The organism is Methylobacterium sp. 285MFTsu5.1, from assembly GCF_000383455.1.
Classification (GTDB): Bacteria; Pseudomonadota; Alphaproteobacteria; order Rhizobiales; family Beijerinckiaceae; genus Methylobacterium.
This window is the reverse complement of sequence record NZ_KB911272.1, coordinates 213,493-238,032: the sequence shown is the minus strand read 5'-3', so window position 1 is coordinate 238,032 and position 24,540 is coordinate 213,493. Positions and strand designations below refer to the sequence as shown.

25 protein-coding genes are annotated in these 24,540 nt (G+C 71.4%); 7 read left to right on the top strand and 18 right to left on the bottom strand.

What is annotated here, in order from left to right; all coding sequences use genetic code 11:
* Positions 1-49 precede the first annotated feature (49 nt).
* The 7 genes from H288_RS0107935 to H288_RS0107905 form a co-directional block, all read right to left on the bottom strand.
* Positions 50-334 carry an acylphosphatase gene (locus tag H288_RS0107935; protein WP_020092059.1) on the bottom strand — a complete coding sequence of 95 codons (285 nt, stop codon included), beginning with the start codon at positions 332-334 and terminating at the stop codon, positions 50-52.
* 55 nt (positions 335-389) lie between these two features.
* Positions 390-1,238, bottom strand: coding sequence for a formate/nitrite transporter family protein (locus tag H288_RS0107930; RefSeq protein ID WP_020092058.1), 849 nt, complete (start codon positions 1,236-1,238; stop codon positions 390-392).
* A gap of 146 nt (positions 1,239-1,384) precedes the next feature.
* Positions 1,385-1,816, bottom strand: coding sequence for a gamma-glutamylcyclotransferase family protein (locus H288_RS0107925; protein WP_020092057.1), 432 nt, complete (start codon positions 1,814-1,816; stop codon positions 1,385-1,387).
* Between the two features lie 17 nt (positions 1,817-1,833).
* Entirely contained in the window at positions 1,834-2,184 is a 351-nt protein-coding gene (locus H288_RS32180; RefSeq protein WP_020092056.1) for a hypothetical protein, read from the bottom strand.
* Positions 2,185-2,212: 28 nt separating this feature from the next.
* Complete coding sequence (locus H288_RS0107915; protein ID WP_020092055.1) at positions 2,213-4,216, bottom strand: acetyl/propionyl/methylcrotonyl-CoA carboxylase subunit alpha; 2,004 nt, start codon at positions 4,214-4,216, stop codon at positions 2,213-2,215.
* A 100-nt stretch (positions 4,217-4,316) separates the two neighbouring features.
* On the bottom strand, positions 4,317-4,757 hold the full coding sequence (locus tag H288_RS0107910; protein WP_020092054.1) for a hypothetical protein: 441 nt from the start codon (positions 4,755-4,757) through the stop codon (positions 4,317-4,319).
* A gap of 162 nt (positions 4,758-4,919) precedes the next feature.
* Positions 4,920-5,498: a L,D-transpeptidase gene (locus tag H288_RS0107905; protein ID WP_020092053.1), complete on the bottom strand. Its 579-nt coding sequence runs from the start codon at positions 5,496-5,498 to the stop codon at positions 4,920-4,922.
* A gap of 191 nt (positions 5,499-5,689) precedes the next feature.
* Here H288_RS0107905 and H288_RS0107900 point away from each other — a divergent pair, with 191 nt between their 5' ends.
* Positions 5,690-6,619: a histone deacetylase family protein gene (locus tag H288_RS0107900; protein ID WP_020092052.1), complete on the top strand. Its 930-nt coding sequence runs from the start codon at positions 5,690-5,692 to the stop codon at positions 6,617-6,619.
* A gap of 132 nt (positions 6,620-6,751) precedes the next feature.
* Entirely contained in the window at positions 6,752-7,369 is a 618-nt protein-coding gene (locus tag H288_RS0107895) for a LysE family translocator (protein WP_020092051.1), read from the top strand.
* Positions 7,370-7,389: 20 nt separating this feature from the next.
* Here H288_RS0107895 and ribB read toward each other — a convergent pair whose 3' ends face one another.
* From ribB to H288_RS0107875, 4 genes are all read right to left on the bottom strand, one after another.
* Positions 7,390-8,466 (bottom strand): 3,4-dihydroxy-2-butanone-4-phosphate synthase, encoded by a 1,077-nt coding sequence (gene ribB / locus H288_RS0107890; RefSeq protein WP_026604765.1) that lies wholly within the window; start codon positions 8,464-8,466, stop codon positions 7,390-7,392.
* A 32-nt stretch (positions 8,467-8,498) separates the two neighbouring features.
* Entirely contained in the window at positions 8,499-9,599 is a 1,101-nt protein-coding gene (gene aroC / locus H288_RS0107885) for a chorismate synthase (RefSeq protein WP_020092049.1), read from the bottom strand.
* Positions 9,600-9,702: 103 nt separating this feature from the next.
* Positions 9,703-10,317 (bottom strand): DUF3578 domain-containing protein, encoded by a 615-nt coding sequence (locus tag H288_RS0107880; RefSeq protein WP_020092048.1) that lies wholly within the window; start codon positions 10,315-10,317, stop codon positions 9,703-9,705.
* Positions 10,314-11,447, bottom strand: a complete 1,134-nt coding sequence (locus H288_RS0107875) for an anhydro-N-acetylmuramic acid kinase (protein ID WP_020092047.1) — start codon at positions 11,445-11,447, stop codon at positions 10,314-10,316. Before H288_RS0107875 ends, H288_RS0107880 begins: the two co-directional genes overlap by 4 nt.
* A 123-nt stretch (positions 11,448-11,570) precedes the next feature.
* Between H288_RS0107875 and tyrS the strand changes: the two genes are divergently transcribed.
* On the top strand, positions 11,571-12,842 hold the full coding sequence (gene tyrS, locus H288_RS0107870) for a tyrosine--tRNA ligase (RefSeq protein ID WP_020092046.1): 1,272 nt from the start codon (positions 11,571-11,573) through the stop codon (positions 12,840-12,842).
* A gap of 32 nt (positions 12,843-12,874) precedes the next feature.
* The gene (locus H288_RS0107865) at positions 12,875-13,558 is read left to right on the top strand and encodes a response regulator transcription factor (protein WP_020092045.1); all 684 of its coding nucleotides are present in this window, start codon (positions 12,875-12,877) and stop codon (positions 13,556-13,558) included.
* A gap of 15 nt (positions 13,559-13,573) precedes the next feature.
* Here H288_RS0107865 and tatC read toward each other — a convergent pair whose 3' ends face one another.
* The 6 genes from tatC to argS all read right to left on the bottom strand — a co-directional run bounded on the left by tatC (position 13,574) and on the right by argS (position 19,939).
* A complete protein-coding gene (gene tatC / locus H288_RS0107860) occupies positions 13,574-14,374 on the bottom strand; it encodes a twin-arginine translocase subunit TatC (RefSeq protein WP_020092044.1) in 801 nt (266 codons plus the stop codon).
* Positions 14,371-14,970 (bottom strand): Sec-independent protein translocase protein TatB, encoded by a 600-nt coding sequence (gene tatB, locus H288_RS0107855; protein ID WP_020092043.1) that lies wholly within the window; start codon positions 14,968-14,970, stop codon positions 14,371-14,373. Before tatB ends, tatC begins: the two co-directional genes overlap by 4 nt.
* 103 nt (positions 14,971-15,073) lie before the next feature.
* The gene (locus tag H288_RS0107850) at positions 15,074-15,346 is read right to left on the bottom strand and encodes a twin-arginine translocase TatA/TatE family subunit (protein ID WP_020092042.1); all 273 of its coding nucleotides are present in this window, start codon (positions 15,344-15,346) and stop codon (positions 15,074-15,076) included.
* Between the two features lie 157 nt (positions 15,347-15,503).
* Positions 15,504-16,508 (bottom strand): beta-N-acetylhexosaminidase, encoded by a 1,005-nt coding sequence (gene nagZ, locus H288_RS0107845; RefSeq protein ID WP_020092041.1) that lies wholly within the window; start codon positions 16,506-16,508, stop codon positions 15,504-15,506.
* A gap of 251 nt (positions 16,509-16,759) precedes the next feature.
* Positions 16,760-18,139: an SPOR domain-containing protein gene (locus H288_RS0107840; protein ID WP_020092040.1), complete on the bottom strand. Its 1,380-nt coding sequence runs from the start codon at positions 18,137-18,139 to the stop codon at positions 16,760-16,762.
* Between the two features lie 48 nt (positions 18,140-18,187).
* The gene (gene argS, locus H288_RS0107835) at positions 18,188-19,939 is read right to left on the bottom strand and encodes an arginine--tRNA ligase (RefSeq protein ID WP_020092039.1); all 1,752 of its coding nucleotides are present in this window, start codon (positions 19,937-19,939) and stop codon (positions 18,188-18,190) included.
* 279 nt (positions 19,940-20,218) lie between these two features.
* Here argS and H288_RS0107830 point away from each other — a divergent pair, with 279 nt between their 5' ends.
* On the top strand, positions 20,219-20,656 hold the full coding sequence (locus H288_RS0107830; protein ID WP_020092038.1) for a hypothetical protein: 438 nt from the start codon (positions 20,219-20,221) through the stop codon (positions 20,654-20,656).
* Positions 20,657-20,681: 25 nt separating this feature from the next.
* Here H288_RS0107830 and H288_RS0107825 read toward each other — a convergent pair whose 3' ends face one another.
* Complete coding sequence (locus tag H288_RS0107825) at positions 20,682-21,929, bottom strand: deoxyguanosinetriphosphate triphosphohydrolase (protein ID WP_020092037.1); 1,248 nt, start codon at positions 21,927-21,929, stop codon at positions 20,682-20,684.
* Between the two features lie 153 nt (positions 21,930-22,082).
* On the opposite strand from H288_RS0107825, the gene H288_RS0107820 reads away from it, so the two are divergent.
* Together H288_RS0107820 and H288_RS0107815 are read left to right on the top strand one after the other, a co-directional pair.
* Positions 22,083-22,409, top strand: coding sequence for an iron-sulfur cluster assembly accessory protein (locus tag H288_RS0107820; protein ID WP_020092036.1), 327 nt, complete (start codon positions 22,083-22,085; stop codon positions 22,407-22,409).
* Between the two features lie 145 nt (positions 22,410-22,554).
* On the top strand, positions 22,555-24,471 hold the full coding sequence (locus tag H288_RS0107815; protein WP_020092035.1) for a hypothetical protein: 1,917 nt from the start codon (positions 22,555-22,557) through the stop codon (positions 24,469-24,471).
* Positions 24,472-24,540 lie beyond the last annotated feature (69 nt).

The following is a 24,540-nucleotide window of genomic DNA, read 5'->3' as shown; positions in this document are numbered from 1 at the left end:
CGTCCGCCATACCAGTCCGCGGGCGCGCGCTGAACCCGCCGCGGCGATCTCAGTCGCGCAGGATCCGGAATTCGCCGTCGCGCGGCACGTCGCCGCCGTCCCGCGCGGCCACGTCGGTCACGCGCGCACCCGGCGGACCCGACCGGCACAGGGCCGCCATCTCCGCCACGGCCTCCGGCGCGCCGCTGAAGACCGCCTCGACCGTGCCGTCGTCGCGGTTGCGCACGGAGCCGGCGAGGCCGCGGGCGCGGGCCTCGGACTGCGTCCAGGCCCGGTAGGACACGCCCTGGACGCGACCGGTGACGATGACGGAGATCGTCCGGGTCTCGCTCATGCGGGCGCGGTCTCGCCTGGATGGGCCCGCGCCGGCGGCGCGGGCCGGGATGGCCTCACTCGGCCGCGATCGGGCGACGCATGCCGGCACCGAGGGCCGGGGTCCGCGTCGCGCCGGTGCGGACATGCGTGGAGTAGAGCATCAGGCCCGTGAAGGCGATGCCGCCCACGATGTTCCCGATCAGCGTCGGGATCTCGTTCCAGAGCAGGTAGTCCATCACCGTGAGGTGGCCGCCCATGAGGATCGCCGACGGGAACAGGAACATGTTCACCACCGAGTGCTCGAAGGTCATGAAGAAGAACACCGTGATCGGCATCCACATCGCGATGACCTTGCCGGGCACCGAGGTCGACAGCATGGCGCCGATGACGCCGGTCGAGACCATCCAGTTGCACAGCATGGCGCGGACGAAGAGCGTCAGCATCCCCGAGGCGCCGTACTTCTCGTAGCCGAGGGTGCGCGCCTCGCCGATCCCGGCGATGAGCTTGCCGACGGCGTTCGGCTCGGTGGCGAAGCCGAAGGTGAAGACGATCGACATCATCACCGCGGTGGTCAGGGCGCCCGCGAAGTTGCCGAAGAAGACCAGCACCCAGTTGCGGGCGACGCCGGCCACGGTGACGCCGGGGCGCTTGTCGATGAGGGCGAGCGGCGTGAGCACGCAGACGCCGGTGAACAGGTCGTAGCCGAGCAGGTACAGCATCGAGAAGCCGACCGGGAACAGCAGCGCCGCGACCAGCGGCTGGCCGGTCGCCTGGTTGACGCTCACCGCGAAGGCGGCGGCGAGCGCCAGGATCGCGCCGGCCATGTAGGCCCGGATGAACGTGTCCTTGGTAGCCATGAAGACCTTCGCCTCACCGGCATCGACGGCCTTCTTCACGAAATCGGCGGGCGCCAGATACGACATGCACAACTCTCCCTCGCGAACGCACGCCGATCGTCGTTGACCGACGGGCGCGCCGCGCAATCACGGATGGCCGGACGGGCGCGGTGCTGCCGCTCGCCCTCCAGCTCGCTCGTGGGCAAGCATGTCGCGTACCAACTGCGCGACGCTCAAGCGGGCAGGCCGCGGGTCCAGGTGCCGAGTTCCCGAAGATAGGCGGGCGGCAGCTGCGCCGCGCGCGCCGCCGCGACGACCGCCTCCAGGTACCCGGGCCTCGGACGCCCGGGCGCGGTCGAGCATCCGCGATAGATCAGGGCGCGCTTGACGCCCTCCCCGGTGCGGATCGGCAGCGCCGCCTTGGTGTAGAGCCCCCCGGCGACGCCCTCGTAGCGGTCGAGGGCCGGGATGTCGTCGGGAGCGAGTTCCCACAGGACGCCCCAGACGGTGCGCCTTCGATCGGGCACGACCGACGCGTAGCCCTCGCGCATGATGATGAAGCGGTGGTTCGGCAGATGTCCGCCGCCGATCAGCCGCGAAACCGGGCAGCGCAGCGCCATCGCGGCGGCATCCATGTTGGCGCCGTAGGCGAAATAGAGGGGCATGCCGGAGCTGTGAGAGCCTACTCGCCCGCTGGGGGATCGAGGCGCTGCGCGGCCCGCTCGTTCGCGCGCACGGCCGCGTAGGCGATCGCCAGCGTGATCGCCGGAATGCCGAACGTTACGAAGATCCAGTCGTAGTTCACGGCTTCAGGCTCCGGAGGGCACGCCTCGCACCGTAACAGTACTGCGCAGCCGGTCCCCAGCCAAACGAGCGTGAAGATCGCGTTCTCGACGCGCAGCGCCGGTGCACTCGGCACACCGAAGCTCGCGGCCGTCATCGGCGTGACGAAGCCGATGACGACGTAGGCAACCGCGATGTTGTTCAGCGCCGTCGCCAGCAGCTTGGTCTGCTCATTGTGAACCGTAGTCACGGCCGCGAGCGCGACGCGTGCCCCGCGATCAGGCGAATTCCAGGATCACCGCGTCGACCGCGAGGCTGTCGCCCTCCTTGGCGTGGATCTTCCCCACCGTCGCGTCGCGCTCGGCGCGGAGGACGTTCTCCATCTTCATGGCCTCGACGACCGCGATCGGCTCGCCGTTCTTCACCTCCTGGCCCTCGGTGACGAGGATCTGCTTCACGAGGCCGGGCATCGGGCAGAGCACCTGCTTGCCCGAGCCGGCCTGCTCCTTCACCGGCATCAGGGCGGCGAGCTCCGCCTCGCGGCGGGTGTAGACCCGGGCCTCGGCGGCCGCGCCGGCGTGCTGCAGGAACACGCCGTTGAGCAGGCTGCGCACCTGGATCGCCACGCGCTCCGAGCCGATCGTGCCGATCCAGACCGGCTCGCCCGGGCGCCAGGCGCTCGCCACCGTGAGCGCCGTGCCGTCGTCGCGGGTGACGAGGATGTCCTCGCCCTCCGGCTCGACCGTCACCGGGAAGGATTGACCCGCCAGGATCACCACGCGCTCACGCTCGAAGGCGAAGAGGCCGGGCGCGCGCATCTGCCCGGAGATGCCGCGCTTGCGCTGGTTGAGCTTGTGGTCGATCGCCGCCGCCGCCGCCATCATGCGGATCGCCACCGGGCCGGCGGGCTCCGGAGCCGTGAAACCCTCGGGGAATTCCTCGGCGATGAAGCCTGTGGACAGCCGACCCTCCTGCCAGCGCGGATGGGCCATCAGCGCCGAGAGGAACGGGATGTTGTGGCGGATGCCGTCGATGGCGAAGGCGTCGAGGGCCTCGCCCTGCGCGGCGATCGCCTCGGCCCGGGTCGGCGCCCAGGAGACCAGCTTGGCGATCATCGGGTCGTAGTGGATGGCGATCTCGCCGCCCTCCTCCACGCCGGTATCGTTGCGGATGATCGCCGTGCCCTGCTGGCCCTCCTCCGGCGGACGGTAGGTGGTCAGCCGACCGATCGAGGGCAGGAAGTTGCGGGTCGGGTCCTCGGCGTAGACGCGGCTCTCGACCGCCCAGCCGTTCAGCTTCACGTCGTCCTGGGTGATCGGCAGCTTCTCGCCGGCCGCGACGCGGATCATCAGCTCGACGAGGTCGAGGCCGGTGATCATCTCGGTGACCGGATGCTCGACCTGCAGACGGGTGTTCATCTCCAGGAAGTAGAAGGACTTGTCCTGCCCGGCGACGAACTCGACCGTGCCGGCCGAATCGTAGTTCACCGCCTTGGCGAGCGCGACGGCCTGCTCGCCCATCTTGCGGCGGGTCTTCTTGTCGAGGAGCGGCGACGGCGCCTCCTCGATCACTTTCTGGTTACGGCGCTGGATCGAGCACTCGCGCTCGCCGAGGTAGACGACGTTGCCGTGCTTGTCGCCGATCAGCTGGATCTCGATGTGGCGCGGGTCGGTGATGAACTTCTCGATGAAGACGCGGTCGTCGCCGAAGGAGGAGGCCGCCTCCGACTTGGCGCGGGCGAAGCCCTCCGCCACTTCCTCGCCCGAGTAGGCGATGCGCATCCCCTTGCCGCCGCCGCCCGCGGAGGCCTTGATCATCACCGGGTAACCGATCTCGTCGGCGATCTTCCTGGCGTGCTCGGGTGATTCGATCACGCCGAGGAAGCCCGGAACCGTCGAGACCTCGGCGGCGGCCGCCGCCTTCTTCGACTCGATCTTGTCGCCCATGGCGGCGATGGCCCCCGGGTTGGGGCCGATGAACACGATGCCGGCGGCCTCGAGCGCCTTCGGGAAGGCCTCGCGCTCGGAGAGGAAGCCGTATCCCGGATGGACGGCCTGGGCGCCGGTCTTCTTGCAGGCCTCGACGATCTTCTCGATCACGAGGTACGATTCGGAGGCGGCAGCGGGCCCGATATGCACGGCCTCGTCGGCCATGGCGACGTGCACGGCGTCGCGATCGGCATCCGAGTAGACCGCTACGGTCTTGATGCCCATCCTCCGGGCCGTCTTGATCACCCGGCAGGCGATCTCACCCCGGTTGGCAATCAGGATCTTGTCGAACATCGCTGGCGCACTGCTTTCGAGATCGCCGGATTGCGCACCGGCTTGACTGTCCCGATAGATCAGTTGCGCCGCCGACGGAAGCTGCGCCTTGGTCTGAGGCTCAGGCGGCCAGGGCGAAGGTCATGCGCGGGGCCTGGACCGTGTCGCGGGCGCGACGGTTGGCCTCGAGGGCGAAGGCCACCAGTGATTCGGCGCTGCTCTCGGCCTCGCGGACGACTTCCATGGCGATCCGGGCACCCACCGCGCTCGGGCCGTCGCGGCCGCTGAGCGAGGCGGCGAGCCACGCGGCGACGTCGCGGTCGATGTAGCCGGTCGGGCGCGAGCCCCACACGGCGAAGTCGACGACCGAGGCGACCAGGAAGTCGGCGAAGGCGTCGGAACCGATCACCGCCCGCTCGAGGGCGATCAGGAGGTCGGCCTCCTCGCGGTTCATGAGGCCGTCCGGGAGAACCTCGCGCTTCAGGACGAGCAGGTCCTCGTCGCTGATCGTGCCGGCCGAGACAGCATGGTTGCAGAACTGTTGAACGGAAATGGTGGTCATGATCGCCTGCCTCCCCGACCTTTGTTGCGGTCGGCTCTAGTCCCTGTGTGTCTTCAACTTACGGGACCGCTCCCCTTCCAGAGGTTAATGGCGAGATCTGAACGGAAGTTCAGGTAAACACCCCCCGAGCAAGCAGGCTTATTGGGACGTTGACCGGTTGCGTTACCGGACGATGACCGTGGCTCCCACGGGCACCCGGTTGTAGAGGTCGACCACGTCGATGTTGCGCATTCGGATGCAGCCCGAGGAGACCGCCTGGCCGATCTTCTCGGGCTCGTTCGTGCCGTGGATCCGGTAGAGCGTGTCCCGACCGCGATCCGACAGGTACAGGGCGCGGGCGCCGAGCGGGTTCATCGGGCCGCCCTGCATGGCGTGGACGTGCGGCCAGCGCCGGATCATCTCGGCCGGCGGGTTCCAGGCCGGCCACTCCGCCTTGCGGTCGATCCGGGCCGTGCCGGTCCAGCCATACGCCTCGTCGCCCACCGACACGCCGTAGCGCATCGCCCGGCCGTTCGGCAGGACGAGGTAGAGCTGGCGCTCCTTGGTCTCGACGACGATCGTGCCGGGCGCTTCCCGGGTCGGGTCGGCGATCTCGTAGCGGGCGAAGTGCGGATCGAACTCGGCCTCGGGCACCAGGGCCATGTACTCGGCGTCGCGGGCCGAGAGCGCCGGATCGGGCACGCCCTTGAAGGTGCAGCCCGCCAGCAGCAGGGCGCAGCCGAGTCCCGAGATAATGCGCATATCCCCGCCTCGAAGGTCGTCGCGGCCGCGGACGGGGCGCGCGGATCGCCGATCCGGGTCCGTCCCGTGGAAGAATCACGCAACCATAAGGGGGCAACGGCACCCCGCCGTAGTCCGCGCGTTGGGCCCGTGGCACATTGCCGGCTCCTGTTGCCGGTGCGCGACAGGCGAGCATCCCGGGAGCGACCCTCGTGACCACCCTGTACGTGAGCCATCCCGCCAGCTTCGATCACGAGGTCCCCGAGGGGCATCCGGAGCGACCGGCCCGGATGCGCGCGGTGGAGCGGGCCCTGGAGGACGAGCGCTTCGCGGGCCTCGTGCGGGCCACGGCGCCCCGGGGCGAGATCGAGGCCGTCACCCTCGCGCACCCGCGCGAGTACGTGGACGCGCTGGTGGCGGCGGTGCCCGAGCACGGCATGGTCGGCATCGATTCCGACACGATCCTGTCGGCGGGCAGCCTCGAGGCGACGCTGCGGGCCGTGGGCGGCGGGATGCACGCCGTCGACGCCGTCGTCGGCGGCGAGTGCCGCAACGCCTTCGTGGCCATGCGCCCGCCCGGCCACCACGCGGAGCGGACCCGCGCGATGGGCTTCTGCCTGTTCAACCACGCCGCCATCGCGGCCCTGCACGCCCGGAAGAAGCACGGCGCCGAGCGGGTGGCGCTCGTGGACTGGGACGTCCACCACGGCAACGGCAGCCAGGACATCTTCTGGAACGACGCCTCGGTGCTCTACTGCTCGACCCACCAGATGCCGCTCTATCCCGGGACCGGATCGCCGTCCGAGCGGGGCGAGAAGGACACGATCGTCAACGTGCCGCTGCGGCCGAACGACGACGGCGAGGTGTTCCGCGAGGCGTTCGAGACCGGCATCCTCTCCCGCCTGGAGGCGTTCCGGCCGGACGTGATCGTGATCTCCGCCGGCTTCGACGCGCACCGGCTGGACCCGCTCGCCAATCTGCGGCTGGAGGCCGAGGATTTCGGCTGGGCGACCCGCCGCCTGATGGACCTGGCCGAGCGCTGCGCGGGCGGCCGGGTCGTCTCGATCCTCGAGGGCGGCTACAGCCTCGAGGGCCTCGGCAAGTCGGTGGCCGCCCACGTCGACGCGCTGATGGGCCGCTGACGGCGGCTGCGTTGCGGTCGTCCGGCGGCAGGCGATAATCGGCGTCTCGGAGGAGATCGCCGCCATGCCGCCACGGAGCCGTCTGCGCCCACCCCTGCGGAGCATTCCCGTCCCGGCCGCGGGCACCGCTCGATGACGCTCGCGGGCTTCCTGACCTACGCGCTGGCCCTCGGGGTCGCTGCCGCGATCCCCGGGCCCGGCGTCGTCGCCCTCGTCGCCCGGGCCCTGGGCGCCGGTTTCGGCGCCGCGATGGCCTTCTCGCTCGGCCTGATCCTCGGCGACCTGACCTATCTCGCCGCCGCGATCTTCGGCCTGTCGCTGATCGCAGAGGCGCTCGGGGCGGTCTTCGTCGTCGTCCGCTACGGCGCGGCGCTCTACCTGGCCTACCTGGCGTTCCGGCTCTGGCGCGCGGCCGGAGCCGCAGCCCGGGTCGAGGGGGAATCGCGGGACCGGCCGTGGACCAGCTTCGTCGCCGGGCTGACCATCACCTTGGGCAATCCGAAGACGATCGTCTTCTACCTCGCGATCCTGCCAACGCTCGTCGATCTGCGGGGCGTGACGGCGGCGGATTGCGTCACCCTCGTCGTCATCACGGCCGCGATCCTCTTCGCCGTGATGACGCCCTACGCGGCGCTGGCGGCGCGGGCGCGCGAGTCTCTCCGGCGGCCGGCCTTTCGCGCGCGGCTGAACCGCGGCGCCGCGGCGATCATGGCCGGCGCGGCTTTCTGGACCGTCCTGCGCCGCGCCTGACCGGGGCGCTCTTCCGGGCCTCAGCCCTCCAGGGGCTCGTCGCCGAGGAGCTCGATACCGAAGCCCGAGAGGCCGACATAGGAGCGGGACGAGGTGGCGAGGTTGCGGATCGAGACCACGCCGAGATCGCGCAGGATCTGGGCGCCGAGCCCGACCTCGCGCCACTGCCGCGCCCGCAGCGCCTCCGTTCCCTCGTCGGTGACGCTCTTGACCGGGACACCCGCGGTGCCGTCGCGGAGATAGACCAGCACGCCGCGCCCGGCCGCCGCGAAGCGCTTGAGCACGGCGTCGATCTGCTTGCCGCCGCCGATCACGTCGGCAGCGACGTTGGAGCGGTGCAGGCGCACCAGCACGTCGCGGCCGTCGCCGATCTCGCCCATCACGAACGCGAATTGCTGGATCGACTCGAAGGGCGTCGAGAAGACGTAAGCGTTCAGGTCGCCGTGGTTCGAGCGCACCGGGAAGTGTCCGACCCGCTCCACCAGACGATCGCGGGCCTGCCGATAGGCGATCAGGTCAGCCACCGAGACCTGCTTGAGGCCGTGCTTCTCGGCGAAGGTCTCGATCTGCGGCCCCTTCATGACGGTGCCGTCGTCGTTGGCGAGCTCGCAGATCACGCCTACGGGCGGCAGCTCGGCGAGGCGGCACAGGTCGACGGCGGCCTCGGTGTGGCCCGAGCGCATGAGCACGCCGCCGTCGCGGGCGATCAGCGGGAAGACGTGGCCGGGCCGCACGAAGTCGCCGGCGCCCATGTTGCCGTTGGCCAGCGCCCGCACGGTGTTGCAGCGCTGCTCCGCCGAGATGCCGGTCGTCAGCCCGTGCTTGACGTCGACCGTGACCGTGAAGGCGGTGCCCAGCGGTGCGTCGTTCGACGCCACCATCGGCGCGAGGTGCAGGCGCCGGGCCTCGGCCTGCGTGATCGGCGCGCAGACGATGCCGCAGGTGTTGCGGATGATGAACGCCATCTTCTCCGGCGTGCAGAGCGAGGCGGCGACGACGAGGTCGCCCTCGTTCTCGCGGTCGTCGTCGTCGGTGACGACCACGATCTCGCCGCGGGCGAAGGCCGCGATGGCCTCGGTGACGGTGCAGTGGGGCACGGGCATTCTCGAATCGTTGGGACGGGCCCGGATCAGGGCTGGGATCCGACCTGTCCGCGATGGCGCAGATAGTGATCAGCCAGCACGCAGGCCATCATGGCCTCCGCGACCGGCACGGCGCGGATGCCGACACAGGGATCGTGCCGGCCCTTGGTGACGAGATCGACCTCGCCGCCGTCGCGGGTGACGGAGCGGCGCGGGGTCAGGATCGAGGAGGTCGGCTTCACGGCGAACCGCACCACGACCGGCTCGCCGTTGGAGATGCCGCCCAGGATGCCGCCCGCGTGGTTCGCCAGGAAGCGCGGCCGGCCGCCGTTGCCGGCCCGCATCTCGTCCGCGTTGTCCTCGCCGCGCAGGGCCGCCGCCGCGAACCCGTCGCCGATCTCGACGCCCTTCACGGCGTTGATCGACATCATCGCGGCGGCCAGGTCCGCGTCCAGCTTGCCGTAGACCGGTGCGCCGAGACCGGGCGGCACGCCCTCGGCGACGACCTCGATGACAGCGCCGACCGACGAGCCGTCCTTCCGGAGCCCGTCGAGATAGGTCTCGTAGAAGGACGCCGTCTCGGCATCGGGGCAGAAGAACGGGTTGTTGCCGACCGCGTCCCAGTCCCAGCGGGACCGGTCGATGGCGTGCGGGCCCATCTGCACGAGGGCCGCCCGAATAGTCACGCCCGGGATGACCTTGCGCGCCACCGCGCCGGCCGCGACCCGCGCGGCGGTCTCCCGCGCCGAGGACCGGCCGCCGCCGCGGTAGTCGCGGATGCCGTACTTCACGTCGTAGGTGTAGTCGGCGTGGCCGGGGCGGTAGCTGTCGCGGATCTCCGAGTAGTCCTTCGAGCGCTGATCCGTGTTCTCGATCATCAGCGCGATCGGGGTGCCGGTGGTGAGCTGGCGGCCGCCGGTGCGGTCGTCCGCGAAGACGCCGGACAGGATCTTGACCTGATCGGGCTCGCGGCGCTGCGTCGTGAAGCGCGACTGGCCGGGCTTCCGGCGATCCAGCTCGGCCTGGATCTCCTCGGCCTCCAGGGGCAGGCCGGGCGGGCAGCCGTCGACGACGCAGCCGAGCGCGATCCCGTGGCTCTCGCCGAAGGTCGTGACGCGGAACAGGTGGCCGAAGGTGTTGTGCGACATGGCGCGGCTGCCTTAGCGCGGGAGCGGCGGGGGCACAAACGCGGCCCGTGCAGGGCGGCCGGGCAGACCCGCGCGCGGTGACGGGTCGGAGCGCCCGGCAGCCTCACCGGGCCTTCGGCGAACAGGGCAGATCGAGCCCGCCCCGCGCCTTGAGCGCCCGGTACGCCGCGACCGCCGCCGCGAGATCCCGGCGCAGCCGGCGCTCGTCGCCGAGATCGGCGAGGGCGTAGGTGAGGCCGAGGATGTGGGCGGCCTCGTAGCCCTCCGGCAATTCGCCCGCGCTGCCGAGGGCGATCGCCGCGTTCGGCAGCGCGTCGGCGAAGTCCGACAGCCGAGTCCTGAGCGCGGCGCCGCTGGCGCGAAGATGGGCACCGGCCGCCGGACCGTGGCTGCGGATCGCCGCCACCGTTCCCTGCGCCAGCGACAGGTGCACCGCCTCGCGGTTCGCCGGAAACAGGTAGACGAGGTAGTAGCCCCGCGTGGCGCTGGTGGTGACGGCGGGATCGAACACGGCGATCCAGGGGATCGCGGCCCAGTGGCTCCCGCGCCCCGGGCTGCCCTTCACCAGGAACGGCCCGTCGATCGGCTCCAGGGCGGCGCGCAGCTCGTCCGGCGCACCCCTGCGGATGACGGCGGCGAGCGGGTGGCCGGCCGGCGGGTCGAGCCGGGCGAGCGGGTATTCCTCGACGATCCGCCGGAGGGCGTAGCCGAGGCTCACGGCCGCGCCAGCACCCCGCCGGTGATGGCCTCGCGTACCCCGGTGGTCGCCGGGAAGGTGATCGGCAGGCCCTTGAGCGAGCGCACCGCGAGGTACGCGAAGGCCTGCGCCTCCAGATAGGCGGAGGACCAGCCGATCGCGTCCGCGGTCGTGATCTCGGCGCGCAGGTGGTAGTTCAGGAGCCGCACCAGCTCGCCGTTGCGGGCGCCGCCGCCGGCCACGATCCAGCGGGTCGGGACCTCCGGGGCGTGGTCAAGGGCGCGGGCCACGGCCCGGGCCGTGAAGGCCGTGAGCGTCGCGGCGCCGTCCTCGGTCGAGAGTTGCCCGGCGAGCTTGTGCGAGAACCAGTTCCGGTCCAGCGACTTCGGCGGTTTGCGGAAGAAGAACGGGTGCGTCAGGAGCCAGGCAAGCAGCTGCTCGTCCGGGCGGCCGCGGGCCGCCGTGCGGCCGCCATCGTCGAGGTTCTTGCCCTCGCGCTCCTGCATCCACTCGTCGATCAGGGCGTTGCCGGGACCGGTGTCGAAGGCGATGACGCCGCCCTTCGAGTCGATCAGCGTCGCGTTGGCGACGCCGCCGATGTTGAGGATGCCGAAGGGCCCGTCGAAGCCCGACGCCTCGGCGAGCGCCTTGTGGAAGACCGGCACCAGCGGCGCCCCCTGCCCGCCCGCCTCGATATCGGCCCGGCGCAGGTCCGAGACGACCGGGATGCCGAGCCGGGTCGCCAGCGCCTGCCCGTCGCCGATCTGGATCGAGATCCGCTGGTCCGGGCGGTGGATCACGGTCTGGCCGTGGAAGCCGATCACGTCGATCTCGGAGGCATTCAGGCCGTGCTCCTCCAGGAAGCGCTCCACGGCCTCGGCATGGGCGAGGGTGACGAAGGCCTCGGCCTCCGGCAGACGCCCCGGCCGGTCGGCGGGATGGAGGACGGATTCGGCGTCCTTGGTGGCCGCGCGCAGCAGCGCCTTCTCGTCGTCGGCGTAGCCGCGGTAGCCGGTGGGGCCCAGCGGCTCGAGGAAGTTGTTGTGGCCCTTGACCACGTGGACGCGCTCGCCGTCGGTCTCGATCAGCGCGATGTCGACGCCGTCCAGCGAGGTGCCGCTCATCAGTCCGATCGCGCGCATCATCGCCATGCCGTGCTGCCCCGTGCCTTTCGGCCAACGCCCTGCTAAGAGCGCGCCGTATCCTGAACCCAGCGCGAGCTAGCATGCGGGGCCTCGGCCTGTCGCGCCAGCGCGCGACCCGAGATGGCATCCATGACCGCCGAGAGCTTCGCGCCGAAATCCGACTTCCTGCGGATCCTGACCGAGCGCGGCTATATCCACCAGACCTCGGACCTCGCCGGCATCGACGCCGCGGCCCTCGAGGGCCGGCTGACCACCTATGTCGGCTACGACTGCACGGCGCCCTCGCTCCATGTCGGGCACCTCCTGTCGATCATGATGCTGCACTGGCTGCAGGCCACCGGGGGCAGGCCCATCGCCCTGATGGGCGGCGGCACGACCCGGGTCGGCGACCCGTCCGGCCGCGACGAGACCCGCAAGATCCTCACCGTCGAGCAGATCGACGCCAACAAGGCCGAGATCCGCAAGACCTTCGACCGGTTCCTCCGCTTCGGCGACGCGGCCGGCGACGCCGTGATGGTCGACAACGCCGAGTGGCTGACCAAGCTCAATTACATCGAGATGCTGCGCGACGTCGGCCGGCATTTCTCGGTGAACCGCATGCTGTCGATGGACAGCGTGCGCCTGCGCCTGGAGCGCGACCAGGAACTCTCGTTCCTGGAATTCAACTACATGATCCTCCAGTCCTACGACTTCGTGGAACTGAATCGCCGCTACGGCTGCGTCATGCAGATGGGCGGATCGGACCAGTGGGGCAACATCGTCAACGGCATCGATCTCGGCCGCCGCATGGGCACGCCGCAGCTCTACGCCCTGACCTGCCCGCTGCTGACCACGTCGTCCGGCGCCAAGATGGGCAAGACCGCGGCCGGCGCCGTCTGGCTCAACCCGGACATGCTGAAGCCCTACGAGTACTGGCAGTTCTGGCGGAACACCGAGGACGCGGACGTGGCCCGCTTCCTCAAGCTGTTCACCCTGCTGCCCATGGAGGAGATCGCGCGCCTCTCCGCCCTCGCCGGCTCCGAGATCAACGCGGCCAAGACGGTGCTGGCCACGGAGGCGACCGCGCTGATGCACGGCCGCGAGGCCGCCGAGGCCGCCGCCGAGACCGCCCGCAAGACCTTCGTCGAGGGGACGCTTGCCGCCGACCTCCCGAGCGTCACCGTGCCGTCCGCCGCCCTGGAGGCGGGCCTCGGCGTGCTCACCGCCTTCGGGCCGGAGGTCGCCAAGCTCGTGCCGTCCACCAGCGAGGCGCGCCGTCAGATCAAGGGCGGCGGCCTGCGGGTCAACGACGTGCCGGTCACGGATGAGAAGGCTGTCCTCGGCCGCGGCGACGTGACCGCGGACGGGGTGATCAAGCTCTCCTTCGGCAAGAAGCGGCACGTGCTGTTGCGGCCCGAATAGGCCGCCCGAGACCGCCACGAGGGACGGAACGCGTGAGCATAGCCCGCATCCTGGTGATCGACGACGAGCCGCCGATCCGCCGGCTGCTCCGCACCGGTCTCGGGACGCAGGACTACGCGGTCGTCGAGGCCGCCGACGGGGCCGCGGCCCTCGCCGCCCTGGAGGCCGGCGGGGTGGATCTCGCGCTCCTCGACCTCGGCCTTCCCGACATGGCCGGCCACGCCCTCCTGGCGGCGGTCCGCGAGCGCTGGCCCGACCTGCCGGTCGTGATCCTGTCGAGCCGCGACGACGAGCGCGGCAAGGTCGAGGCCCTCGATCTCGGCGCCGACGACTACGTCACCAAGCCCTTCGGCATGAACGAGCTGCTGGCGCGCATCCGCGCGGCCCTGCGCCATCGCCTCGCCAAGCAGGGTGAGCGGCCGGTCTTCCGGGTCGAGGACCTCTCGGTCGACCTCGTCCGCCGCATCGTCCGGGTGGGCGAGCGCGACGTGAAGCTGTCGCCGCGGGAATACGAGTTCCTGCGCGTGCTGGTGCAGCACGCCGGCAAGGTGCTCACCCACGCGCAGCTCATGCGCCACGCGCCGGCTTCGTCGGACCCGCAGTACCTGCGCGTCTACATCCGGCAGCTGCGCCAGAAGCTCGAGCCCGATCCCGAGCGCCCGCGCTACCTGCTCACCGAGACCGGCGTCGGCTACCGCCTGCGCGCGCCGGACTGAGCCCGGCGCGCCGGCTCAGGGCTCCAGCCCCTCCTCGACGCGCCGCGCGGCGCGCAGCTTCTCGACCCGCGCCACCGAGAACACCGAGGCCTCGTAGAGGAGCAGCATCGGGATCGCGAGGGAGAGCTGCGAGATGACGTCCGGCGGGGTCAGGATGGCGGCGGCGACGAAGACCAGCACGATCGCGTAGCGGCGCTTCTCGCGCAGGAACGCCGCGTCGATGATCCCGATCTGGCCGAGCAGCGTCAGGATCACCGGCAGCTGGAAGGCGATGCCGAACGCGAAGATCAGCGTCATGATCAGCGACAGGTACTCGTCGACCTTCGGGAGCAGCTTGATCGTCGGCTCCCCGGCGACGCCCACCTGCTGGAGCGACACCGAGAATTTGATCAGCAGCGGCATCGCCAGGAAGAATACCACGAGCGCGCCGAGCAGGAAGAAGATCGGGGTGGCGACGAGGTAGGGCAGGAACGCCTTGCGCTCGTTGCGGTAGAGGCCGGGTGCCACGAAGGCGTAGATCTGCGTCGCGATCACCGGGAAGGCCAGGAAGGCCGCGCCGAAGACGCTGAGCTTGATGTTGGTGAAGACCTGCTCGAGGAAGTGCGTGGCGATCAGCTCGGCGTTCTGCGCACCCACGATCGAGACGTAGGGGTAGACCAGCACGTTGTAGATGTCGCGCGAGAAGAAGAAGCACGCGAAGAACATCAGCACGAAGGCGATGAGCGACTTGATCAGCCGCGACCGCAATTCGATCAGGTGCTCGAGCAGGGGCGCCCGGGATGCCTCGATCTCGGCCTCGTCCGCCTCGCTGATCATCGGGCAGCCGTGCCGTTCTTGGACTCTTCGGTGGCGGGATGCGCGGCGGGCGGGGCGGGCGGAGGGCCGAACGGATCGTCCACCGAGCCGGGCACGGGCAGGGGCGCCTCCGCGACCTCGGTCGTCGCACCATGGTCCGACGCGCCGGCGGGCGTGACCGGATGCGTATCGGAGGCTTGAGGGGTTGCCGCGGCTTCCTGCTCGGCCTTCAGCTGCGCCGTGGCGTCGGCCAGCGACCGGGTCTCGACCGGCGGGGTCTCGGGGCCGGGCATCTCCGGTCCCATCTTCTCCGGACCCATCTTGGCCCGGCCCTCGACGGCGCCCTTCAGCTCGTCGCGGATCGTCTGCACCGGATTGAAGGTCGAGCCCGCCGTGCGGACGGTGTTGCGGATGCCGTCGACCTCGCGCCGGACGTCGTCGAGCTCGGCCTCGCGGATCGCCTCGTTGAACTGCATCTGAAACTCGCCGGCCATGCGGCGCAGCTTCGTGGTGATCTGCCCGACGGTGCGCAGCGCCTTCGGCAGATCCTTCGGCCCGATGACGATGAGGGCGACGCCGCCGATCAGCATCACCTCGCCCCAGCTCATGTCCAGCATGTCGTCGACGGTCCTGCTGCCCCGAGATCCGGCACGGCGGCCGGACCCCGTCAGGCTCTACACGAGCGCGCGCGCTCTGACAGTCCTACAGTCAAGCTCGCCGTCAGACCGGCTTGCGCTCGCCGCCGGGGATATGACTCGCCGGGATGGCGGTGCCGGGGCTCGTCTCGGCGGTGTGCGGGATGGTGCGAACCGGCTCGGCCGGCGGCGGCGCGGCCTGGGCCGCCGGCGGGGTCTCGTCCTCGGCCATGCCCTTCTTGAAGGCCTTGATGCCCTTGGCGACGTCGCCCATCAGGTCGGACACCTTGCCGCGTCCGAAGAGCAGCATCACGATGACCGCGACGATGACCCAGTGCCAGATACTCATGCTGCCCATGGCAACCTCCTGCGGGCGCCCCGAAGAAGCGGGAGCGTGACGCCACGTCCGGTTGAGGATTTCGGGGCGAACCTAGGGATCGCGCCGCCCGAACACAAGCAGAGGCGATGCCACGGCCGGTGGAAGGCCGCGATGGAACGTCGCGCGGTGTCTCAGGTCAGGCGGCGGCGAGAGCCGCGGCGAAGCGGTCGCGGGCTTCCGCGACGTCGAGCCCGTCGCCGGCGGGGTCGAGCCGCGCCAGCGCAGCGGCGGCGCGCCGCGCGGCCTCGCCGGTCAGTTCGGGCGCCGCCTCGGCCACAGCCTGCATCTCGTCGCGCGCGCCGTTGCAGTGGAGGCCGATGTCGATCCCCGCCGCGAAGGCGCGCTCCGTCCGGTCGCGGAACGTGCCGGTCAGCGCGTGCATGGACAGGTCGTCGGTCATCAGCAGGCCGTCGAAGCCGATGGCGCCGCGGATGATGTCGCGGATGACGGTGTCTGACTGGGTCGCCGGCCGGTCGGGGTCAATGGCGGTGAAGACGACGTGCGCGCTCATCGCCATCGGCAGGTCTGCGAGGGCGCGGAAGGTGCGGAAATCCTGCCCGGCGAGATCCGCGCGGGTCGCGTCGACCACCGGGAGGCCGTGGTGGCTATCGCAGGTGGCGCGCCCGTGCCCCGGAATGTGCTTCATCACCGGCAGGACGCCGCCGGCCATCAGGCCCTCGGCGACGGCGCGTCCGATCTCGGCGACCCGTTCCGGACTCGTCGCGTAGGCGCGGTCGCCGATGATGTCGTGCGAGCCCGGCGCCGGCACGTCGAGGACGGGGGCGCAGTCGACGTTGATGCCGACCTCGGCGAGGTCGTGTGCCATGAGGCGCGCGCCGAGGCGGGCGATGGTCGCGGCGCTGCCGTTCAGCCGACCGTAGCGACCGCCGGCCGGATAGGCCGGCCAGTGGGGCGGGCCCATCCGCTGGACCCGGCCGCCTTCCTGATCGATCAGGATCGGCGCCCGGTCGGACCCGACGCAGTCCCGGAGTGCCCCGGTGAGGGCGCGGACCTCGTCGGGCGTCCCGATGTTGCGCTTGAACAGGATGAAGCCCCACGGCTTCACGTCCCGGAAGAAGGCCCTCTCCTCCGCCGTGAGCGACGGGCCGGTGCAGCCGAGAATCAGGGCGCGGGAGGTCATCTGGAACGGCTCGGATACTGCTCGGTGGCGGCGCGAAGACGGCGCGAGAACGGCGGCGGAACCGCCGGGCGGCGCGAATCGATGGCGACAGAGTCGGGCGGGAACGGGGAGCCGGCAAGACCAAACCGGGGCCCCGGACCAGTGGCCGGGGCGATCGCGCCGCCCGTGTTGCCTAGGGGACTCGGTCGGACGGGCGACGCGGATCACCGCGGACGGGCACGCCGTCCCGTCCGCGAGGTGCCGTCAGGAGATCAGTTCTTGGCCACGAAGCACTGGCCGCCCGCGCCCTGCAGGGCGCTGCACAGGCTCGCGGCCTGAGCCTTCTCCAGCGGTCCGACGCGGACGCGGTAGATCGTCTTGCCGTTGACCTCGGCCTGCCGGATCAGCTCGGGCTTGCCGGCGAGCTGCGCGTACTTGGCCTGCAACTGGTGGAACGCGGCCTTGGCCTCGGCGGCGGAGCTGCGCACTCCCAGCTGGACCGAGAAGCCGCTGACCGGGCCGGACTTCACGGCGTCGTCGTCCGTCGTGGTGCTGGCGGTGGTGTCGGGCGCGGCCGCCCCGGCCGGAGCGACGGCGGCGATGCGCTGGGCGGCCTTCGGCGGCGGCTTCACGGCCACCGGCTTGGGCGCCGGCTGCTCGACCGCGGCTTCCGGCTGCGCGTCGACGGGCGTGGCCGTGGTCGCCGGCATGGCTGCGGCGGTCTGGCGGACGGGCCTGGACTTCGGGGCCGGCGGAGCGGGCGGCTCGTCGCTCGGCAGGACCATGGTGGGGATCGGGGCCGGCCCGGCATCGGCGGCCTGCTGCTCGCGCGGCGGCGGCGCGGGCGGCGCTTCGGGCTTGACCGCCACGGTGCGGACGCGGCGCGGCTCCCCGAAGGCCTCGAACGGGCCGCTGCCCGGCGTCGTGCCACCCTGGGCGCCGCTCGGCTGCGACGGGCCCTGGGCCGCCCGCGCGGCCTCGGCCACGTCGAGGGGCTGCTCCTCGCGGTTCACGATCTTGATCTGGCCGTCCTTCTTGCCCTTCGGGTCGTAGATCTGCCGGTTCTGATCCGGGATCTCGACGCCGTCGGCGACCTTCGGGGCGACCTTGAGGGGCGTAGAATCGGCCTGGACCACCGGAACGCCGCCGTGGCCCGAATTGCTCAGGCCCTTGTAGGTGAGCGCCCCGGTGACGGCGAGCGCCACCACGGCGACGCCGGCACCCACCGAGGCGAGCCGCCGCCGCGGATTGGCGCGCCGGAGCGCGCGGCTGTCCGCGTAGGTCTCCTCGTCGCCGGTCGAGGTCGGGCCGCCCTCCGGAGCGTAGCCGGCGCCCTCGCGGTGCGTGTCCTGCTCTACCGAGGCGAGATACTGGTCGAACGCGTCGGCCGGCGTGGCCTTGGCGGGTTCCGGGGCGAAGCTCGGCTCGACCCGGGCATTCCAGGCGGCCTGCTGCGGGGCGGCGGGCGCGACGGCGCGCATCTCGTCGCGGGCCGCGAGCAGCGCCCGGAACGGGTCGTCCTGGCCGACGATGCGGGCGAGTTCCGCCAGCGGGTCGCCCTTGCCGGACGCCTGCGGCGCCTGGCCCTTCTCCTGACGCAGATCGCGCGCGAGGGCGTCCAAATCGACCTGAGCGCGCGAAGCGTTCGTCATGGCAGCATCCTCACATCAACGCCGAAGACCGGCCCGATGCACCCGGGCCTATCGCATCTCGTCCGGCGCGGTCACACCGAGAATCGCAAGGCCGGCCGCCAGCGTGCTCCGCAGAGCTTCGACGAGCGCCAGCCGGGCCCACGTCGACTTTCGGTCGGTTGCATTAACAAACCGTAATTGCGGCAAGTCTTTGCCCTTGTTCCAGAAACTATGCAGCGCGGAGGCCAGTTCATAGAGGTGGAAGGCGATTCTGTGCGGCTCGTGCGCCAGCGCCGCGGATTCGAGGACCCGCGGGTACTGCGCGATGAGGCGCATCATCTCGATCTCGCCCGGGTCGCTCAGCACGGAGAAATCCGCCTCGCGGGCCAGCGCCGCGGCCGAGAGGTCGGCGTCCGGGAAGGCCTCGCGCGCTTGCCGCTGCACCGAGCGGACGCGGGCATGGGCGTACTGGACGTAGAAGACCGGGTTGTCCTTCGTTTGCTCCACGACCTTGGCGAGGTCGAAATCCAGAGTCGCGTCGTTCTTCCGGTAGAGCATCATGAACCGGATCGCGTCGCGGCCCACCTCGTCGATCACGTCGCGCAGGGTCACGAACTCGCCGGCCCGCTTGGACATCTTCACCGGCGCGCCTGCGCGCAACAGCCGCACGAGCTGGCAGAGCTTGACGTCGAGCGTGGCCTTGCCGTCGCTGACCGCCTTCACGGCAGCCTGCATGCGCTTCACGTAGCCACCGTGATCGGCCCCCAGGACGTCGATCAGCTCGGTCGCGCCGGCGAGGTACTTGGCCCGGTGGTAGGCGATGTCGGAGGCGAAGTACGTGTACGAGCCGTCCGACTTCAGCAGCGGGCGGTCGCTGTCGTCGCCGAATTCCCGGGTGCGGAACAGCGTCTGCTCGCGGTCCTCCCAATCCTCCGGCAGCTGACCCTTGGGCGGCGGCAGGCGGCCCTCGTAGACGAGGCCCTTGGCGCGCAGTTCCGCGAGCAGGGACTTCACGGCCCCGCTCTCCTGGAGCGTGCGCTCGGAGAAGAACACGTCGTGGCGGATGCCGATCGCCGCCAGGTCGGCCCGGATCATATCCATCATCATGCCGAGCGCGGTCTCGCGCACCGCGGGCAGCCACTCCGCCTCCGGCTTGTCGAGGAGCGCGCGGCCGTGGGTCTCGGCCAGCGCGGCGCCCACGGGCTTCAGGTAGTCGCCCGGGTAGAGGCCCTCGGCGATCGCGAAGGGCTCGCCCAGGGCCTCGCGGTAGCGCTGGAAGGCCGAGCGGGCCAGCACGTCGACCTGAACGCCGGCGTCGTTGATGTAGTATTCCCGCGTCACCTGCCGGCCGGCGGCGACGAGCAGGTTGCACAGGGCGTCGCCGAACACCGCGCCGCGGCCGTGACCGACATGCATCGGCCCCGTCGGGTTCGCCGACACGTACTCGACGTTGATCGGGCCGCCGGGCAGCCGCGAGCGGCCGAACGCCTCCGGCGCCGTCAGCGCGTCGCGCACGACCGCGTGGAAGATCGCGGGGTCGAGCCGCAGGTTAATGAAGCCCGGCCCGGCGACGCTCGCCTCGACGATCCGCGGGTCCGCGCGGAGTTCCTCCGCCAGGGCCTCGCCGAGCGCCTTCGGGTTGGTCCGCGCCTCCTTGGCGAGCACCAGGGCGGCATTCGTGGCGAGATCGCCGTGCGACGCGTCGCGGGGCGGCTCGACGACCACGCGGCCCAGGTCGAGGCCCTCGGGCAGGTGGCCGGCGCGGGTCAGCGCCTCCACGGCCTCGCGCACGCGCGCCTCGAACAGGGCGAAGATGTTCATGGGTCTCGATCTCGCTCGCGCGGGGGTCTCGTCGCCCGGCCCGTCCGGCCTGCGCCCGCCCCGGCGGTCTAGCAAGGGGGCGGGAGGGTGTCACGGCGCCGGGCCGCGCACCGACCGCGCGGAATCCGCGGTCGCGGCATCGCTCCGGTAACCACGTGCGCGTCGCCGACGGGTTATCCCGCGCGACGAATACGGATCGCCCAGTGTCCGTCTTGTCTCGAACGAGACGACACGGTGTCATCGTTGGCGATCGTGAGTAGGCCGATCGCGGAGTTACTGATGAAGACCTTGACGATTGCGGGCACGGCGCTCTGCGCGCTCATCCTGGCCACGCCGAGTGCCGAGGCGGGCGGGTTCCGCGGCGGCGGATTCCATGGTGGCGGATTCCATGGTGGCGGATTCCGGGGCGGTTACCGCGGCGGCTACGGCTACCGCGGTGGCTACGCGGCCCGCGGCTTCTACGGGCGCGGCTACGGTTACGGCTACCGCGGCGGCTACGGTCGGGCCCTCGGCTACGGGCTGGCCGGCGCGGGGATCGGCCTCGGGCTCGGGCTCGCCGCCGGCAGCGTCTACGGCGGCTACGGTTATGGCGGCTACGGTTACGGCTACCCGGCCGCCTACGGCGGTTACGGCTACGGTTACGGCTATCCCGCCGCCTACGGTGGCTACGGCTACGGCGGGTGCTACGGCAGCTTCACCTGCGGCTGCGGCTGCTGACACGCGCCGGCCCCGCGCCGGGCCCTCAGGGCTCGGCGAGGGGCAGGCCCCGGCTGGGCAACTCCCAGTGCAGGTCCGGCGTCGTCGCGTAGAGCTTGCGGTGCGCCAGGACCGCGTAAGTGTCGGTCATGCCGGCGATGTAGTCGGCAACACGGCGGGCGACCCGGGCCTCGGTGGCACCGTCGAGACCGGCGCTCCACTCCTCCGGCATCCGGGCCGGCGCCGCGGTGAACGCGGCGAACAGGTCGTTGACGATGGCGTCGGCCTTCTTCCGCACGGCCACCACGCCGGGATGCCGATACATCCGCTCCCACAGGAAGCGCATGATCTCGGCGTCAGCCGCCGCGATCTCCGGCGAGAACACGATGACCGGCTGATCCGCGTCGCGGATGTCCTCGACGCGCTGCGGATCCAGGGCGGCGATGCGGCGGCCGCCCTCGCGGATGACGTCCTCGACGAAGCGGGTGATCACCCGGCGGGCGAGCTCGTGGATCATCCGCGACGGCTCCAGGCCCGGATGCAGCCGGTCGATCTCGTCGAGCAGCCCGGCCAGGAACGGGACCGCCCGCAGCTCCGGGATCTCGAACAGGCCGGCGCGCAGCCCGTCGTCGAGGTCGTGGGCGGCGTAGGCGATGTCGTCCGCCAGCGAGGCGGCCTGGGCCTCGGGGCCGGCCTGGCTCCACAGGTCGAGGGGATTCAGCGCGTCGTATTCCAGGATCGCCGCCGGGATGCCGCGGGCGGCGTAGCGGGGCGTCGGGTGGCCGTCCGCGGTGAGCAGCGGACCGTTGTGCTTGACGAGGCCCTCCAGCGTCTCCCAGGCGAGGTTCAGCCCGTCGAAGCCGGCGTAGCGCCGCTCCAGCCGGGTGACGATCCGCAGCGCCTGGGCGTTGTGGTCGAAGCCGCCGTGGCGCGCCATGCAGGTGTCGAGGGCGTCCTCGCCGGTATGGCCGAAGCAGGTGTGGCCGAGGTCGTGGCTGAGGGCCAGAGCTTCCGCGAGGTCCTCGTCGAGCCCGAGGGCGCGTGCGAGCGCCCGGCCGATCTGGCTCACCTCCAGCGTGTGGGTCAGGCGGGTGCGGTAGTGGTCGCCCTCGTGATGCACGAAGACCTGCGTCTTGTGCTTCAGGCGCCGGAACGCCGTCGAGTGGATGATCCGGTCCCGGTCGCGCTGGAAGTCGCTGCGGGTCGGCGAGCCGGCCTCCGGGATCAGGCGGCCCCGGGTGCGGGCCGGGTCGGTGGCGTAGGGCGCGCGCCAGCGCTCACCGTTCGGTCGCACGGCATCCGCTCTGTAACTCACGCACCCTGCTCATGACGGCTCCCCGCCCGGCGCGTTGCGGCGCGGGCTTGCGGCTCATATCTTGTGGGTCGAGGCGCCCTCGGCAACGGGCCGGGCGCGCCGTCCACCGAACGAATGCGTGGCCAGAGACCGATGGCTGAGATCACCCTGACCGCCCGCGCGGCCAAGCGCATCAACGAGATCATGGTGGCGGAGCCGGCGGGCTCGTCGCTGCGGATCAGCGTCAACGGTGGCGGCTGCTCGGGCTTCTCCTACGCTTTCGACATCACCCGCGCCCGCGAGGCGCAGGACGTCGCGATCGAGCGCGACGGCGCCACCGTGATCGTCGATCCGGTCTCGCTCGAGTACATGAGCGGCTCGACCATCGATTTCGTGAACGATCTGATCGGGCAGTCTTTCAAGATCGAGAACCCGCTCGCCACCGCCTCCTGCGGCTGCGGGACCTCCTTCTCGTTGTAGCCCCCGCCCCGGCGCCGACGCGCCGTTGCGTCCGTACGACACCTTTCCAGGCTCGATCGCCCGGGCCGGCGCGCGCGATTGCCTCGCCCGGCAAAACACGGCACGGCTAGGGCATCCCCGCGAGAGCCCTGGTCCGGACGCTGCCATGAACCACCCGAAGGCCCGTCTCCGCCTCCGGTCGGCCTGGGCGACGGCCGCCACGCTGGCCCTTCTCGGCCTCGCGCCCGCGCCGCTCGCCGCGCAGGAGGGCGCCGCCGCCGTCCAGGACGTGACGGTCAACGACGTGGTGATCCCGCTGGGCGGCACGCTGCTGAAGGCTCCGAAGCTGACGGCCAGCGGCACCCGCCTCTCCAAGGAGGATCTCGCGGCGATCCTGCGCCCGGATTCCAACGTGCCCTGGGAGCAGCGCCTCGCCCGGCTCGACGCCGGCAGCCTGACCGTCCCGGTCCTCGTCTCCGAGAACGCGGGTCCCGGCGAGAACCGGCAGACCGTCACCTACCGCGACGTGGTCGCCCGCGACATCCGGGCCGGCCGCGTCGGCGAGCTGACGGCGGCCGGCGCGACGGTCAGCTCCGTCGCGGGGCCGAACCGCGGGTCCGGGACCTACGGTCAGGTGCGCGCCACGGACCTGGATCTCGCCGCGCTCAGCCGGCTCTACACGGTGCCCGGCGACGGCAAGGGACCGGTCCAGCGCGTCTACGGCACCATCCAGGTCTCGGACGTCACCTACTCGGACGCGCGCGGCACCACCGTGAAGATCGCCCGCCTCGACGGCCGCGACCTCGGCGGCCGGCAGGTCCCGGACGGCTGGAGCGGTGCCTTCGCCATCGTGGCGAACGGCTTCGACGGCGCCAGCGACCGCCGACCGCTGGCCGCCGCCGCCGCCGATCTCATCGACGCCACCTCGGTCGGAAGCCTGGAGATGCAGGGCCTGAGCGTCAGCGACACCGATCCGAAGGGGCCGGTGCTGTTCGAGATCGGCCGGGCCGCCTACACCTCCTCGGGCTCCGAGGGCGGCACCACCCTGGACAACCTGTCGATGACCCGCGGCGCGCTGCGGATCCATGTCGGCCGCGTGGCCGCGCTGGGGACCTCCCTGGCGCCGACCGTCGCGACCCTCCAGGGCATCGCCGCCGAGCCGACGGGCGGCGCCGGCTTCTCCGACGTCGAGATGCGTCGCCTGACGCCGAAGCTCGGCACGCTCACCCTCACCGACCTGTCGATCGACCTGCCGCCCGAGGCGGAGGTCGAGCGGGCGCCTCCCCGCGACGTCCGGCCCCCGGCCCGTAGCGCCCTGCCCGAGCCGGGCCGGTCGGCGCGGACACCCGAGCCCAGGCCGGCCGACAGGACCGCGGATCCCCTGGCGGTCACGGTGTCGCCGCGGACGTCCCCCCGCGTCGCGCTGCGCGAGGCGGCCCTGGCCTTCGGCCCGCTGACCGATGGCGTGCCCAGCGCGACCCGCATCAGCCTCACCGGCCTGAGCCTGCCCGCCGACCTGCTCGCGGGCGCGCCGCTCCTCGGCCTGCTGCCGGCCTACGGCTACCGAGACCTCGACCTCGACCTCGTGGCCGACGCGAGCCTGGACGAGAAGGCCCGCGACCTCGCCCTGCGCGAGGTCACGATCTCCGGGCGGGACATCGGCACCGTCCGCCTGTCCGGCACGCTCGGAGGCATCGGGCCCGAACTGTTCTCCGGCACCCTGCCGGCGGCGACCATGGTGATGTTCTCGGGCAGCGCCAAGACCCTGAACCTGACGGTCGAGAATGCCGGCCTGTTCGAGCGCTTCCTGGCCGCGCAGTCGAAGGATCTCAGCCTCAAGCCGGACGAGTTGCGCAAGGAATACGTCACCGCCAGCCTGCTCGGCGTGCCGATCATCCTGGGCAACAGCGCGGCCGCCAAGGGGATCGGCGCCGCCATGGGCCAGTTCGTGATGAAACCCGGCAAGCTCGTGGTGCACGCCAAGTCCAAGGAGCCGGCGGGGATCGGCTTCATCGACCTGGGCGCGGCGCGCTCACCGGCCGCCGTCCTCGACCGGCTCGAGGTCGAGGCGAAGGCGAACTGAGGGGCGCCGCGATCGGCCGAGGCCATGGCCCGGCTCCGAAGGCGACGCCCGCATATCTGGAAGGGCCGC